The sequence below is a fragment of the Chitinibacter sp. SCUT-21 genome (assembly GCA_041874755.1).
Taxonomy (GTDB): domain Bacteria; phylum Pseudomonadota; class Gammaproteobacteria; order Burkholderiales; family Chitinibacteraceae; genus Chitinibacter.
This window is the reverse complement of sequence record CP102611.1, coordinates 2,503,462-2,517,785: the sequence shown is the minus strand read 5'-3', so window position 1 is coordinate 2,517,785 and position 14,324 is coordinate 2,503,462. Positions and strand designations below refer to the sequence as shown.

Sequence of the window (14,324 nt, the reverse complement as noted above, 5' to 3'; positions counted from 1 at the left end):
GACAAGCCATTGTGCGCAACAGGTATTTATTACTACTCCCCCGCAAATGCGACAAAATACCTACGCAAAACTGAATAATTTCAGGCATTCGATGCAAGACAAGCCTGCCCTGCTCGTTTATGCTTGAGGGCTAATGCTTATTGTATCGACCACTATGTTTAAAAAAACCACGCTCCTCGTATTAAGCTGCTTATTAGCCGCCAGCGCCAACGCCCGCATTGACCTTGATTCCGTTCGCGAAGCCAGTCGCTCACGCGATTTAGTCAGCCTTGCCACCATCAGCGAACAAAGCATTGGCGACCCACTCGAGATGTACCCGCGTTATTACTACTTAACAACGCAAATCAATCAAACTGACGAAAACGATGCCAATAGCTTTATCAACCGCTACAGCCCAAGCCCAATGGCGGAGCGCTTTATCAACGATTGGCTCAAAGAATTGGCTCGGCGGCAAAGCTGGGCGCAATACGAAGCGCTATACAGCAAGCTAGAAAGCCCCAATACAGAGCAAATTTGCAATAAGCAGCAAGCGGCAATCAACCGCGGCGACTATAGCCAGCTCGCCAACCACAAACAACTTTGGTTTAGCGGCAAAGCGCAACCGCAAGCGTGTAATACCTATTTTGATACCTTGTTTAGCAAGGGTGTGTTAAACGAGCAAGACGCGTGGGCCAGAATTCGCTTGGCGTTAGCCAATAATCAGCCTGATTTAGCCCGCCAACTGGCAAGCCGTGTTGGCAGCCCAGAATATTTGGTCCCAAAACCGCCTGTAGTGATCAAACAAAAAAAGAAAAAAACCATCACGATTGAGACCGCCAATATCAACACGGTGAATAGCAATGCCGAGCGTTGGGTTAATCAAATTGATTTAAGTACGCAAGCGGGCCGTGAGTTATGGTTATTTGCAGTGGAAAAAATTGGCCGCAACAATCCACACCAAGCGGCACGGCTGATTAGCGCCCAAACATCACTAAAAGCAGACGATTTGGCATTTGCCTGGCAGCAATTAGGGCTGACCGCGGCGCGCAAACTCACTCCTGAAGCGTCGGCATGGTTGGCCAAAGGGCATTTGGAGGATTTAAGCCCAGAAGATCGGGCGTGGGGAATTCGCTCGGCGCTGCGCATTGGCGATTGGCAAGCCGTTGAACAACGCATCAATGCCTTACCCGCCAACGAGCAGCAAGAAAATAGCTGGCGCTACTGGAAGGCCCGCGCACTATTGGCGCAAAATAAAACCGCGGCGGCCAATGCCTTGTGGGTTTCGCTGTCAGATCAAATCGACTTTTATGGCCTATTGGCAAGAGAAGAGCTGGGCGCTATTTTGAGCGCGCCACAACCTAGCTATAAAGCCAACACCGAGGACATTAAGGCGATTCAAACGATCCCTGCCGTTCGGCGAGCACTCGAGCTGAACGCGCAAGGTTGGCGCACCGAAGCCAACCGCGAATGGAATTGGGCGATGAAAGGTTTAAGCGATCAGCAATTGCTCGCTGCGGCCGAATTAGCCGCGCGCAATCAGATGTACGACCGCAGCATTTTCTCAGCGATGCGTCCGACTCAAATCCAAGACTTTAGCCTGCGTTTTCCAATGCCGTATCGCAGTAGCATTGAGCCCGCCGCCAAGGCTCACGGTCTTGATCCCGCTTGGGTGTTCGGTTTAATCCGCCAAGAAAGCCGCTTTATTGCTGATATTCGCTCCAGCGCGGGCGCGACGGGCTTAATGCAATTAATGCCCGCCACCGCTACGTGGGTCGCCAAGAAAATGGGGATGAGCGACTTTACAATGTCTGATATGAGCGACCCAGAAATCAACCCACAAATGGGCAGCTATTATCTAGCCTACTGGAACGAGCGTTTCGGCGGCAATCCAGTGCTGGCCACGGCGGGCTATAACGCAGGGCCAGGCAATGCCGCTAAATGGCGTGATGATAAAGAAATGGAAGCGGCAATTTATATTGAAACCATTCCGTTTACTGAAACACGTGATTATGTGAAAGCGGTACTGACCAATGCGACACATTACGCGCATTTCTTTAACGGCAGCCCTGCGCAATTAATGAAGCGCTTACCGCCTGTCGCAGGTAAAGCGACACCCGTTGAAGAAAGCGCACAGTAACGTCGCTAATCGCGCATGACGCTTGCCTTCAGTGAGCACACTGATAGGCTGGATGGGTATAGCCAAGCAGCATAATCCACAAGCGCAGTAGATCAAGATACTGCGCTTGTATTTGCATTAGATGTTGAACTCACCGTTTCTGTATTGTTGTTTTTAGCCACTGCGAAGGAGTTGAATATGCAATTACTGATTAGCAATTTACCCGTTGAAACCAGCCAAGCAGAAGTATTATCGCTGCTCACCCAGCAATTGGGAGCGCCAGAGCCGCTTGAAGTGCGCGTCGAGGTTGGCGAAGGTGGGCGCAATGCGCTGGCTTTTGTTCGTTACCCCAATGACACGCCAGAAACCTTAGGTCGAGTATTGGACGATAAAATTTCTGGATTGCACTACAAAGGTCATGATTTGGACGCCGCCGTGACCCATAACTTTAAGGAGTAAGCCCATGCGCGTGGCCATTTTTGATAGCAAAAGATTCGATCGCTCAACGCTTGAAGCTGCTAACGCACAATTTGGCCACGAGCTGGTTTTTTTTGAAGAACGCCTTGGCGCCCACACCGCGCCATTGGCCGAAGATTTTGACGTGGTTTGCCCGTTTGTAAATGACAAACTCGATCATAAAACCATTTCTCGACTCGCCAAATTGGGCGTTAAGCTGATTGCGCTGCGCTGCGCAGGCTTTAATGGCGTCGATTTGGCGGCTGCTGCCGAATTTGGCATCAAAGTCACCCGCGTTCCAGCCTACTCACCCGAAGCCGTCGCGGAACACGTATTTGCCCTATTGCTAAGCTTAAGTCGCAAAACGCACCGCGCATACAATCGCGTACGTGAAGGTAATTTCCTACTTGAAGGTTTGGAAGGCTTCAATATCCATGGCAAAACCTTTGGTATTTTAGGCGCAGGTAAAATAGGTCTTGCCACGGCACGGATTGCGCGTGGCTTTGGCTGTAAAGTGCTCGCGTATGACCCCTACCCGCCCAAACAATGCGATGTTGATTGCACATTTATGTCGCAAGAAGAAGTCATGGCCAATGCGGATATTATTTCTCTGCATACCCCATTACTCGAAAGCACGCATCACATGATTAACGCCACTTCACTGGCCACGATGAAGCACGGAGTCATCATCCTCAACACCAGTCGCGGCGGTTTGATCGATACCCGTGCGGCGATTTCAGCATTAAAATCAGGGCAAATTGGTGGGCTGGGTTTGGATGTGTACGAACACGAAGAAGGCGTCTTTTTTGAAGACCTTTCCGACAGTGTACTCAAAGATGATATCTTGGCACGCTTAACGACATTCCCAAATGTCTTGATTACATCGCACCAGGGCTATTTAACGGATGAAGCGCTCAAAAATATCGCCACGACCACCTTGCAAAACATCAGCGACTTTGCCGCAGGACAAGCCTTGGTCAATGAGGTTAAATTGAGTGCTTAGACAGCATGCATCGCAGAACCCAGCTACATCCCGCTGGTTGCTCACTCTTCCATCTTTCGCGGCAGCGCTATTTAGTTTAGCGCTCGCTTTGTTTTTAATTGCCAGCGCATACAGTGAGCATTCCGCACGTCAGCACAGCCTCACACAAGACTTGCTGTGGCAAAAACAGGCGCTCAATACCCGGGTAGACAATTTCACGCATCAATTACGAACGGTGGCCGCCAGCATGGCCACCGATGGGCTTGCATCGGCTGAGTTTACCGCCCGCACGCTGTCATTGCGCGAAGACTCACCCGAGATCATTTCGCTAGAATACATCGATGAAACAGGCCAAGAGCGTTGGCGGGAACCCGAGCAAAAAATCGAAAGACTGCCCGATTTTCGGCATCCATACATTGCGGAAATTCGTGAAAAAATCTTAGCGGGAGAGTCGAGTAGTTTTAGCAAAATTATTCTCAACGATCCCGAAACCCCGATTTTAGCCATCGCAGTACCAATCAAGCTTAATTACAGTGGTCGACATGTACTGATTGCGCAGCTCAATTTGCGCACCATGCTGCAACAACAAGTGCCATGGTGGATTGCCCAGCGCTATCAAATTAGCCTATGGGATCAGCAAAAATTCATCGCCGGCCGTTTTGATCGCTCTTATGACGCTAGCCAGCAAAGCAGCAGCATTCAACTGGACTGGCCGCCCAACAAATTGGCGCTAACCGCGCATATTTACGAGCAAAAACGCAATAATTGGCAAACCTCATTAACCGTGGTGGTTGCTGCACTCTCAATCTTGATGCTGGCATCAACATGGGCTCTGCGTCGTCACATTAAAGAGCGGCAAAACACCGAAGCGAAATTACGCCAAGAGCAAGCCCTACGCGAATCAATGGAAAACTCGCTCGTCACGGGTATTCGGGCAATGGATTTAGAGGGGCGGCTGTTTTATGCCAACCGCGCTTTCTGTGAAATGGTGGGCTACAGCCAAGAAAGCCTAATTGGTGCCTCACACCCTATGCCCTACTGGCCACCCGAAGATATTGAGCAATGCATGGCCATTTATCGGGCCATTTTAAATGGCCGAGCCGATTCGACCGGCTATCAGATGCGTTTTATGCGCAGCAATGGCGAGCGTTTTGACGTGCGGCTATATGCAGCCAAACTGATCGACGGTGAAGGCGTGCATACCGGCTGGATTAGCGCGATTTATGATATTACCGAATTGCAGCGTGAACGCGAGGCGCTGCAAGCTTCGCACGAGCGTTTCGTTGCCGTACTCAATGGCTTGGATGCCGCGGTTTCGGTCAGCGATGCCAATACGGGCGAGTTATTACTGTCGAATCGCCATTTTGATCGAGCGTTTAATATTCCTGAGCGTCACGGACGCTATTGCAATATTCCGTTTGTTCGCCGCAATAAAGGTGCACCAGTCGACAGCGAATGGTTTGATGACTTCAACCAGCATTGGTATCAAGTAAAAAGCCGCAGTAGCGTATGGGTCGACGGCTCGGAGGTCTGGCTGGAAATCGCCACCGACATCACGATGCTAAAAACAGCACAAGAAAACGAGCGCCAGCAAAAAGAACAATTGCAACAAACCACGCGACTCATCAGCATGGGTGAAATGGCATCCAGCCTCGCGCACGAACTCAATCAACCGCTCGCCGCGATTGCCAGCTATGCCACCGGCTGCCGCAATGTACTCTCGCAAAAAGAGCCCAATATTGCCCAGCTCGATCAAGCGATTGAAAAAATGGCGGTGCAAGCCAAACGCGCGGGGCAAATTATTCGCGGGATTCGCGAATTTGTGCAACGCCGTGCGCCGCATCGCAAGCGTTGCGAGCTCAGGGATTTGCTCGAAACGGTACAAACACTGCTGAATGCCGAGATCAAAAAATCGCAGGTAAAACTCAGCGTCAGCGACACACGCACTTTTCCGCCGATCTACGCCGATGCGGTGATGCTAGAACAAGTGATTTTCAACCTGATGAAAAATGCGATTGAAGCGATGGCTGATACACCGGTGAAACAGCGTACACTGGATGTCAAAGTCACCCGCGAAGACGATATGCTGGCCGTGGCGATCACCGATCGCGGCCCAGGGATTAGCACCGAGCAAATGGAACAATTATTCAAACCGTTCTATACCACCAAGAGTAGCGGCATGGGGATGGGCTTGAATATTTGCCGCTCGATCATCGAACACCATCAAGGCCGCCTGTGGGTTGAAGCAAACCCCTTGGGCGGAAGCTGTTTTCACTTTACACTGCCACTTTCTATAGAGAGCGAAGCTTATGAGCCTTAATCGCCACATTGCCATTGTTGATGACGACGACGCTATCCGCGACGCGCTGTCGTGGTTGTTTTCAACGCGAAATCATTCCGTTCAGCTGTTTGCCAGCGCCGAAGAGTTGCTCGCGCAATACAACCCAGATCAATTTGGCTGCCTGATTCTCGACGTGCGCATGCCGGGCATGGGCGGCATGGAGCTTTTTAGCAAGCTGCAAGAACATTCCTACACGCCACCAGTCGTATTCCTCACCGGCCACGGCGATGTGCCGATGGCGGTGGCGGCGCTCAAACAAGGCGCGGCTGATTTTATTGAAAAACCGTTTTCCGATAACGATATCGTCGACTTGGTCGAAGGCTGCCTGTCGATGGATCAAATGAATCGCAGCGAATGGGAAAACCGCACTGCGGTCGGCGAGCGTCTGGCTTGCCTCACCCCACGTGAAACCGAAGTGATGAAATTGATCCTAACAGGTCGCCTGAATAAACAAATCGCCGATGATTTGTCGATTTCGATGAAAACGGTCGAAGTGCACCGCGCGCGTATTTTAGAAAAAATGCAGGTCAAAACCGCCATGGAACTTGCCGCTCGTCTGCGCGACGCGGGCGTTGACGTCAACTAATATACTCTTGCATGTATCAACCCCAAGGCCAATCTAGTATTGGCCTTTATTCATATACCCTCTAAAAATGCTAATGCTTATTTCGCCAGCCAAAACGCTGGATTACACCACCGCACCGACGACGCCGCAATTTAGCCAACCCGATTTTCTAGCCGAATCGCAACTCTTGATCGACGTGTTGCGCAAAAAATCCCCAGCCGAGATTGCCGAGCTGATGAAGATTTCCGACGAATTAGCGGTTCTCAACGTCGGCCGCTATCACAGCTGGCTACCTGAATTTAACCCCAGCAATGCCAAGCAAGCGGTACTAGCATTTATGGGCGATGTGTACGAAGGCTTGGCGGCGAACAGCATGAACGCGCAGCAGCTGGATTACTTAAGTCAGCATTTGCGCATTTTGTCGGGGCTGTACGGCTTATTACGCCCACTCGACTTAATGCAACCGTACCGTTTGGAAATGGGAACGCGTTTGGCCAACCCACGCGGCAAAAACCTGTATGAGTTTTGGGGCACGCGCATTACCGACACGATCAATGCGCTTGAACACAAAACCGTGGTCAATCTGGCTAGCGACGAGTACTTTAAATCAGTTAAACCCAAGCTACTGAACGCGCGTTTAATCACCCCTGTGTTTGAAGACTTTAAAGGCGGCAAATATAAAATCATCAGCTTTTATGCCAAACGCGCGCGCGGTTTGATGGTGCGCTACGCAGCGCTGAATCAGATTCAAAATGCCGACGAGCTAAAAGACTTTGACCTTGAAGGCTACCGATTCGAGCGCGATGAAAGTAGCGAAACACACTGGCTATTTCGTCGCAACTTAATCGATTAATCAGCAGCGCATCAGCAAAAAACCTATAACTAGACCATCTTGTTGCTGTGTTTTGCCTGATGCGCGTATTCAGTGCTTTATTGTTCTTGAGCTTTAGCACCCTTAGTCTGGCCCAAGGCCCGATTAAGCTCGTCACGATCGTGCCCTTAGAATCGCCGACCGGCCAGGTGCAAGTACGATTTATCAACGACCTATTTGCCCGTATCCATACCCCAGTACAGTTAGTGTTTCGCCCAGCCAAACGTGCTGAACTCGAATTCAAGGCGGGGCATTTTGACGGTGATGCCGGTCGCACCGGCGAATTCGCGAAACAGAATCCAAGCGCTCTGCGTGTTGAACCCAGCTTTTTTAGCCTGCCCGTATTTGCCATTACGCGCGAGCTCAAAATCACGCAATGGTCCGAGCTTTACGGACGAAAAGTGGGCTATATCCGTGGCGTAGTGTTAGTGGAAAATCAATTACAGCAGCGCAGCCCATTAAGCCCCAGTGATAGCGCGAGCGCCTGTGTACGGATGCTGAAAGCGCGGCGCATTGATGTGTGTATTTTATCGGCCGGTATTCCGCCAGATGCCGAGTTTACCCAAGCCAAACCTGCACTAGTTTTAAGTGAATTTACCCATTTAACTACGCATCTTTGGCTTTTACCACGGCACCAGCCCCTCGCCCGCCAATTAAGTAGCGCACTAAAAAGCATGCAAAAAGACGGCTCATTACCGCGCTATCAACAGTTGTTTCGCAACCCACCCCCGATTGCTGCGCAATAAATCTTGGAACTAATGCGCAAAACAGCGCACAAACAAATGCAACTTAGTTACAATACCAGCTGAATTTTATAGAAAGGAAAGGCGATGAAGTTTCGTCAATTACTACTGATTGCTCTCACCGTCTTCTCGCTCAATACATGGGCGAACGACGTTAAAAATATTAAATGGTCCGACCTGCAACCCGATTCGCCGACCTTGCGTGCCACCGTGAATAAAATGAGCCAAGACGAAAAAACTCGTCTGATGCGCGCGGTGCAGCAGCGCGAGCTCAAAATCATGCTCGACAACGGCAAGCTCAAAGCGTCCGATTTAACGCAAAATGACATCAAGCTGATCAAAGAAAACTACAGCGATCTAAAACCGCTGATCGCTGAGATCGAAGCTTTTGAGAAAAAGCGTACCAAGGAAATGATTCCGGCACTGAATAACCAAGTGGTGGAAATCGATGGCTACCTCTTGCCACTGAAGCAAAATGGCAAAAAAGTCGTCGAGTTTTTACTGGTGCCGGTGATTGGCGCCTGTATTCACGTGCCTGCGCCACCGCCAAATCAGCTGATCGTCGTGCAATACCCGAAAGGCTATGAGCAAAGTAATTTATTTGCTGCAGTCACCGTCAGCGGCAAATTGGCGATTAAGTCATCCACCGCCAATTTAAGCTTGGCCGACGGCGCGAGCGATGTGCCTGTTGGCTATACGCTGGCTGCTAACGAAGTACGCGAATACAAAAAAGCTACTGGTAAATAATTCAACTTTTCGCAGCCAAGGTGATTTTTTATCAATCACTGTCGGCCACCACAAGGTATCGATATGAAACGCTTAATTGCTGTTGCCTGCATGGCAATACCCCTACTCTCTATTGCTAAAGAACACAGTCACGGCGCCCACGTGCATGGCGCAGCCGAAATCGACGTGGCGATTGATGGCAAAACTTTGCTGATTACACTCGAAAGCCCAGCCGATAATTTGCTCGGCTTTGAGCGTGCACCGAAAACCGATGCGGAAAAAGCCAAGCTTAAAACCGTGACCGAGCAATTGAACAAAGCCGAATTATTATTCGCGCCCGCCGCCACAGCGCAATGCAAAGCCGCCGCACCCGTGGTGACGATGCCCAGCTTTAAAAAAGGCGAGCACAGCGATATTAGCGCCGAATATCAATTCACTTGCGCCAGCGTGCCCAGCAGCGTTGCGCTGCCGCTGTGGAAAAATTTTCCGAAATTTAAAAACCTGAACGCCAATATCGCCACGGCGCAGGGGCAAAAACAAATCAAGCTCAAGCCAGCGCAAGATTTGAATTTGAAATAAGCCTCATCAGTTTGCAGGGCGGCGCGCATGCCCCGCCCGCGCCCAACAAGGATCATCGCGTTGTTAATCGAGCTGAGCAATCTGCAATTTACTTGGCGTGGCGCCACGCAGCCCACGCTGGCCATTCCTAGTTTTAGCCTTGCGGCAGGCGAGCGGCTGTTTTTGCATGGGCCAAGCGGCAGCGGCAAAAGTACTTTGCTCTCTTTACTCACCGGCATTCATTTGCCGCAGCAAGGCTCGGTAACGATTTTGGGGCAGGATTTGGCCGCGCTCTCCGGCCCGCAACGCGATCATTTTCGTGCCGATCACCTTGGCTATGTGTTTCAGCAATTTAATTTACTCAGCTATTTGTCGGTGCTCGACAATGTGTTGCTGTCGTGCCAGTTCTCCAAACTTCGCCGCACGCGCGCGGAGCAATTTTCTGGTACCGCCAAGGCACAAGCTTTGCACTTGCTCGAACGGCTAGACCTAACAGCTTATTTGCAGCGCCCGGTTAGCGAGCTGTCGGTCGGCCAGCAACAACGCGTCGCGCTGGCACGCGCACTGATCGGTGCGCCGGAAATTTTGATTGCCGACGAGCCAACCTCGGCGCTCGACGCTGAGCGCCGCAGCGCCTTTATCGAACTGCTGTTTGAATGCGCGCATGAGCACAACACCGCCGTGCTGATGGTCAGCCACGACCCGCAATTGGCCGCGGCGTTTGATCGCAGCGTTAGCCTGAGTGCGATTAACACCGCAGGAGGCTGCCATGTTTAAAATCGCGTTGAACAGTCTGCTCAACCGCCGCCTCACCGTATTGCTCTCAGTGCTGACCGTCGCACTGTCGGTGCTGATGTTGCTCGGCGTCGAGCGCCTACGCAGCGAGGCACGCAATAGCTTTGCCAATACCGTCAGCGGCACCGATCTGATCGTCGGCGCGCGCACCGGCTCGGTGCAATTGCTGCTGTACAGCGTGTTCCGCGTCGGCAGCGCAACCAATAATATCGGCTGGGACAGCTACCAAGCGCTGGCCAAAGATCGCCGCGTGGCGTGGACGATTCCCGTCTCGCTCGGCGACAGCCACCACGGCTTTGCGGTGCTTGGCACGACGGGCGACTATTTTAAATACCTGCGCTACAGCGAAAACTCGGCTTTGCAATTTAGCAAGGGCCAGCCTTTCGCAAAGACGCATGAAGCCGTGCTCGGCGCGCACGTCGCCAGCAAAATGGGCTATAAGCTAGGGCAAAAAATCGTGCTAACGCACGGTAGCGGTGAAGGCGCAATGTCGGAACACAGCGACCAACCCTTCACCGTCGTCGGCATACTCGCGCCCACTGGCACGCCGGTCGACGACACGGTGCATGTGTCGCTCGACGGCCTGACCGCAATTCACGAAGGCTGGGAATCGGGTAGCGCATCGCTGCTATCGAGCACAGGCGTGTTGGCCGCCGACGAAAATCGCGCCCTGCCACCGCCAAGCAGCATCACCGCGTTTTATGTTGGGCTCAAATCGCGCACGGCGATTTTTAGCTACCAACGCGCAGTGAATCAATACACCGACGAAACGCTGATGGCGATTATGCCCGGCGTGGCGCTGTCTGAGCTGTGGCAGCTAATGCGCATTGCCGAGCAAGCGCTCGCCGTCGTATCGGGCTTTGTACTGGTGATCGGGCTGATGGGCATGCTGACCGCACTGCTGACGGGCTTAAACGAGCGGCGGCGTGAAATGGCGATCTTGCGCTCAGTCGGCGCACGCGCGTGGCAGATTTTTGCGCTGGTCATGGGCGAGACTTTACTACTAGTTAGCGCAGGCATCACCGCAGGTATTGCCCTACTCTATGCTTTGCTATTGGCCTGCAAGCCAATACTGCGCGAGGTATATAGCCTGAATATCGCCATCAACGCGCCCAGCCCACTCGAATGGCAACTGATCGCCGCGACCTTGCTCGCCGGCTTTCTAATCGGCGCCATCCCCGCCTGGCGCGCGTATCGAATGTCGCTGAGCGATGGTCTGAGCCCGCATTAAAACTGACCCAGGCCACTAGGCCGATGCCAAACAAATGTTGTGAAATGAAATCAATGAACTCTCTAAAAGAAATACTAGCCAACGCGAACTCGACTAAATTGCTGCAACCCAAATTCTATTGGATCACATCCATAATCGGAACGTTAGCTGCATGTCTTGCGGCAATACTCATGTACTACACTTCGATAGGCCTTGCTTCACTTCTAAACATGGATTTCAACACTCCAGTTAGTGGGTCAAACACCGTCCTAGCCTGGACTGCGCTATGGTTTTTATCCTTACCTATCTGCCTTTATTTCGCGGGAGTCACAGTTGCATGGCTAGGTGGACTACTTTTGATACGCTTTGACTGCATGAAACCAGAAGAACTTAAAAACTATGCCTTCAAGTCAAGATTCCCTAAAGATTGGTACAAGAATTCAGGCACAAACTCAAAGGAATATATAAATAAGCATTCGTAAAAATTAAATAACAGCATCACAAACCAACCTCTCCGCAAAGTAAAAGTAGATGCGAAGGTAAAACTACCTCTTCTTTTCCCTGAACCCAAATTACAATCCACGGTCTATCGTATTTTGGCTGCCCGCTGGGCTAAGGGTTTATCTTGCCGCAACAACCCCATTCCAACGAACTGAACAGCACGTGGTGCTTGATCTTTTTTGCTTGGCTAATCGCCGCGGGCAGTACGCTTGGAGCGCTGTTTTTTGGCGAAGTGATGGGCATCGCGCCGTGTACGCTGTGCTGGTATCAGCGCATTTTCATGTTCCCGCTCGCCATATTCCTGCCGCTGGCGCTGTTTCCACTGGATGAAAAAGTGGTGCGCTACGCACTGCCGCTGGCGCTGCTTGGCTTCGGTTTTGCGGTTTACCATTGGCTATTGCAGCTGGGGCTCATCCCCGCCAGCGCCAGCCCGTGCGCCAAAGGCAGCTCATGCTCGGAAGTGAGTGCCGAGTGGTTTGGCTTTTTAACGATTCCGCTGATGTCGGTGGGCGCGTTTGCGCTGATTAATATTTCCCTTTTCGCCACTTTTATTCGAGACAAAAAATGAAACAAAAAACCATTTTCATCTCCGCCGCCGTTGTCCTTGTTGCGCTATTTATTGGTGGCACGTTGTTATTTAAACAAAACCAGCAAGCACAAGTGGTTGAACAAGTTCAGGTGAACCAGCAAGCCTTAATGCGCATGCATTCACCGATTATGGGCGCGCAAAACGCCAAAGTGACGATTGTTGAATTTCTCGACCCCGCTTGCGAAGCGTGCGCAGCGTTTTATCCCTTTGTGAAAGACATTATGGCGAAAAACCCCGAGCAGATTCGCCTTGTCGTGCGTTATGCACCACTGCATCAAGGCGCGGATCAAGTGGTTGCGGCACTCGAAGCGGCGCGCAAACAGGGTAAATATTGGGAAGCGCTGGAAACCTTGCTATCAACCCAAGCGCAATGGGCGATTAATCACCAAGCCGACGTCAATCGCACGCTGCCGATTTTGGCGCAACTGGGCTTGGATATGACGCAACTGCAAGCCGATATGCAATCGCCTGCGGTACAAGCGATTGTGCAGCAAGACATTGCCGATGCGCAGGCCTTGGGCGTCAATAAAACGCCTAGTTATTATGTAAACGGCCAACCGCTGCAAAGCTTTGGCTATCAGCAGCTGGAAAACTTAATTAATCAGGCCTTGGCAGCCAAATAAAACCTGTATTTGAGCGGCCCCTAGGCAAAGAAAACCCTCGGCTTAAACCGAGGGTTTTCTTTTTTAAACGCAATCTTCGTAGTCTGGGTATTAGAAACCAGTCCAAGTACCAACCAAGACCCGAGTTACATTATCCGATTTACCATTCCAGCCATCGATTTGGTAACCGCCAGGCGCTACGATACCGGCTTGTTTATCCATCATTTCGTGACGAGCTTGCACGAAGAAACCCGTGGCTTTTGATAATGGATAATCATATTGGAAGTGAATTTGGCTAATTCCCGAATTGAGCTTGCCACTGTCTACATCCATATCAGTTATTGCTTGGTAGCCCAATGCAAATGAATGCTGACCCACGCTCATCGAACCGCGAATCAACCATTGATCTGCGCTGGCATTGTTGTAGCTCACTGACGTCGATCCAGCATTGCCCCAACCGCCAAAAGTGCCTTTATCCCATTCATGGTGCTTATACAATGCGGCTAAGCCAAAACCACTTTCGTGGTTGTAGCGTGCGCCAATGTAATAAGTGCTTTGGCCTGAATCTTGATTGCTTGCGCTGTATTTGCCACCCTTACCCCAGCCGCCGTCCCAACCCGGTGCCAATGCCTCAGTGCCATTATTAAAACCATGACCATTGGTATAACCAAGATCCAGTGCAAGTGGGCCTGCGGCGTAGCTGCCCGTTACTTCGTAGGCATATAAATCACCGTCGCCCGTCCCCAAATCATACTGGGCCTGCAGATTAAAACCGTTTAAATTTGGAGAAAAGTAACTAATCGCGCGAGTGTATTGCACGCTGTGCGCGCCAAAATCACCCGTTAGATTGGTTGCGCCTTTTGCGCCATACGGCCAATCATTCGTTAAATAAGCATTGGAAAACTGGTTACCAAAACGTAATTCACCCCAGCCACCTGCATAGCCAATCCAAGCTTCACGTTGACCAAAACTATCAAAACGATAATCGGTTGCCACTTTCTGTGCCAAGCGCCATTTCAGCGTATTGCCAGAATCTAGCTTTTCTTTGCCATCCAGATTAATCACGATGGCAATTTCTTCGAGCAACTTACCATCACCATCTGCGGTATTGTTGGTGCGATAGAACAAATCCATCTCTGCTGAACCGCTCAATGCAACAGCACCAAAATCTTGGGCCATTGCACTTCCTGCTGTGATACCCGCCAATAGAACAGCCAAGCTTAGTCGTTTCATAATTCCCCCTATTTAGTTGGCATAAAGCATAACACGGTCAATAACAGGGAAAAACTG

At 51.1% G+C, this 14,324-nt stretch carries 14 protein-coding genes; 13 read left to right on the top strand and 1 reads right to left on the bottom strand.

Annotated elements, in window-relative coordinates; translation table 11 throughout:
- The first annotated feature begins 133 nt into the window (after positions 1-133).
- The 13 genes from NT239_11750 (at position 134) to NT239_11690 (ending at position 13,055) form a co-directional block, all read left to right on the top strand.
- On the top strand, positions 134-2,116 hold the full coding sequence (locus NT239_11750; protein ID XGA70448.1) for a lytic transglycosylase domain-containing protein: 1,983 nt from the start codon (positions 134-136) through the stop codon (positions 2,114-2,116).
- A gap of 177 nt (positions 2,117-2,293) precedes the next feature.
- Positions 2,294-2,554, top strand: a complete 261-nt coding sequence (locus NT239_11745) for a hypothetical protein (GenBank protein ID XGA70447.1) — start codon at positions 2,294-2,296, stop codon at positions 2,552-2,554.
- A 4-nt stretch (positions 2,555-2,558) separates the two neighbouring features.
- Positions 2,559-3,554 (top strand): 2-hydroxyacid dehydrogenase, encoded by a 996-nt coding sequence (locus NT239_11740; protein ID XGA70446.1) that lies wholly within the window; start codon positions 2,559-2,561, stop codon positions 3,552-3,554.
- Positions 3,547-5,853, top strand: a complete 2,307-nt coding sequence (locus NT239_11735; protein XGA70445.1) for a PAS domain S-box protein — start codon at positions 3,547-3,549, stop codon at positions 5,851-5,853. The genes NT239_11740 and NT239_11735 overlap by 8 nt, the downstream gene beginning before the upstream one ends.
- Complete coding sequence (locus NT239_11730) at positions 5,843-6,460, top strand: response regulator (GenBank protein ID XGA70444.1); 618 nt, start codon at positions 5,843-5,845, stop codon at positions 6,458-6,460. Before NT239_11735 ends, NT239_11730 begins: the two co-directional genes overlap by 11 nt.
- Positions 6,461-6,527: 67 nt before the next feature.
- On the top strand, positions 6,528-7,292 hold the full coding sequence (yaaA, locus tag NT239_11725; protein XGA70443.1) for a peroxide stress protein YaaA: 765 nt from the start codon (positions 6,528-6,530) through the stop codon (positions 7,290-7,292).
- A 59-nt stretch (positions 7,293-7,351) separates the two neighbouring features.
- Positions 7,352-8,056: a transporter substrate-binding domain-containing protein gene (locus NT239_11720; GenBank protein XGA70442.1), complete on the top strand. Its 705-nt coding sequence runs from the start codon at positions 7,352-7,354 to the stop codon at positions 8,054-8,056.
- 84 nt (positions 8,057-8,140) lie between these two features.
- The gene (locus NT239_11715) at positions 8,141-8,800 is read left to right on the top strand and encodes a DUF3299 domain-containing protein (protein ID XGA70441.1); all 660 of its coding nucleotides are present in this window, start codon (positions 8,141-8,143) and stop codon (positions 8,798-8,800) included.
- Between the two features lie 63 nt (positions 8,801-8,863).
- A complete protein-coding gene (locus NT239_11710) occupies positions 8,864-9,358 on the top strand; it encodes a DUF2796 domain-containing protein (GenBank protein XGA70440.1) in 495 nt (164 codons plus the stop codon).
- 27 nt (positions 9,359-9,385) lie between these two features.
- Complete coding sequence (locus NT239_11705; GenBank protein ID XGA70439.1) at positions 9,386-10,114, top strand: ABC transporter ATP-binding protein; 729 nt, start codon at positions 9,386-9,388, stop codon at positions 10,112-10,114.
- Complete coding sequence (locus tag NT239_11700) at positions 10,107-11,363, top strand: ABC transporter permease (protein ID XGA70438.1); 1,257 nt, start codon at positions 10,107-10,109, stop codon at positions 11,361-11,363. The genes NT239_11705 and NT239_11700 overlap by 8 nt, the downstream gene beginning before the upstream one ends.
- Positions 11,364-11,967: 604 nt before the next feature.
- Positions 11,968-12,411: a disulfide bond formation protein B gene (locus NT239_11695; protein ID XGA70437.1), complete on the top strand. Its 444-nt coding sequence runs from the start codon at positions 11,968-11,970 to the stop codon at positions 12,409-12,411.
- On the top strand, positions 12,408-13,055 hold the full coding sequence (locus NT239_11690; GenBank protein XGA70436.1) for a thioredoxin domain-containing protein: 648 nt from the start codon (positions 12,408-12,410) through the stop codon (positions 13,053-13,055). Before NT239_11695 ends, NT239_11690 begins: the two co-directional genes overlap by 4 nt.
- A gap of 90 nt (positions 13,056-13,145) precedes the next feature.
- Here NT239_11690 and NT239_11685 read toward each other — a convergent pair whose 3' ends face one another.
- Positions 13,146-14,267: a porin gene (locus NT239_11685; GenBank protein ID XGA70435.1), complete on the bottom strand. Its 1,122-nt coding sequence runs from the start codon at positions 14,265-14,267 to the stop codon at positions 13,146-13,148.
- Positions 14,268-14,324: the final 57 nt, after the last annotated feature.

Excerpts from the sequence above, each read along its gene's own strand:
- NT239_11705 (XGA70439.1), top strand. The coding sequence starts at position 9,386 with ATGCCCCGCCCGCGCCCAACAAGGATCATCGCGTTGTTAATCGAGCTG.
- NT239_11685 (XGA70435.1), bottom strand. The coding sequence starts at position 14,267 with ATGAAACGACTAAGCTTGGCTGTTCTATTGGCGGGTATCACAGCAGGA.
- NT239_11750 (XGA70448.1), top strand. The coding sequence starts at position 134 with ATGCTTATTGTATCGACCACTATGTTTAAAAAAACCACGCTCCTCGTA.
- NT239_11745 (XGA70447.1), top strand. The coding sequence starts at position 2,294 with ATGCAATTACTGATTAGCAATTTACCCGTTGAAACCAGCCAAGCAGAA.
- NT239_11730 (XGA70444.1), top strand. The coding sequence starts at position 5,843 with ATGAGCCTTAATCGCCACATTGCCATTGTTGATGACGACGACGCTATC.
- NT239_11700 (XGA70438.1), top strand. The coding sequence starts at position 10,107 with ATGTTTAAAATCGCGTTGAACAGTCTGCTCAACCGCCGCCTCACCGTA.
- NT239_11740 (XGA70446.1), top strand. The coding sequence starts at position 2,559 with ATGCGCGTGGCCATTTTTGATAGCAAAAGATTCGATCGCTCAACGCTT.
- NT239_11690 (XGA70436.1), top strand. The coding sequence starts at position 12,408 with ATGAAACAAAAAACCATTTTCATCTCCGCCGCCGTTGTCCTTGTTGCG.
- NT239_11720 (XGA70442.1), top strand. The coding sequence starts at position 7,352 with ATGCGCGTATTCAGTGCTTTATTGTTCTTGAGCTTTAGCACCCTTAGT.
- NT239_11715 (XGA70441.1), top strand. The coding sequence starts at position 8,141 with ATGAAGTTTCGTCAATTACTACTGATTGCTCTCACCGTCTTCTCGCTC.
- yaaA (XGA70443.1), top strand. The coding sequence starts at position 6,528 with ATGCTAATGCTTATTTCGCCAGCCAAAACGCTGGATTACACCACCGCA.
- NT239_11710 (XGA70440.1), top strand. The coding sequence starts at position 8,864 with ATGAAACGCTTAATTGCTGTTGCCTGCATGGCAATACCCCTACTCTCT.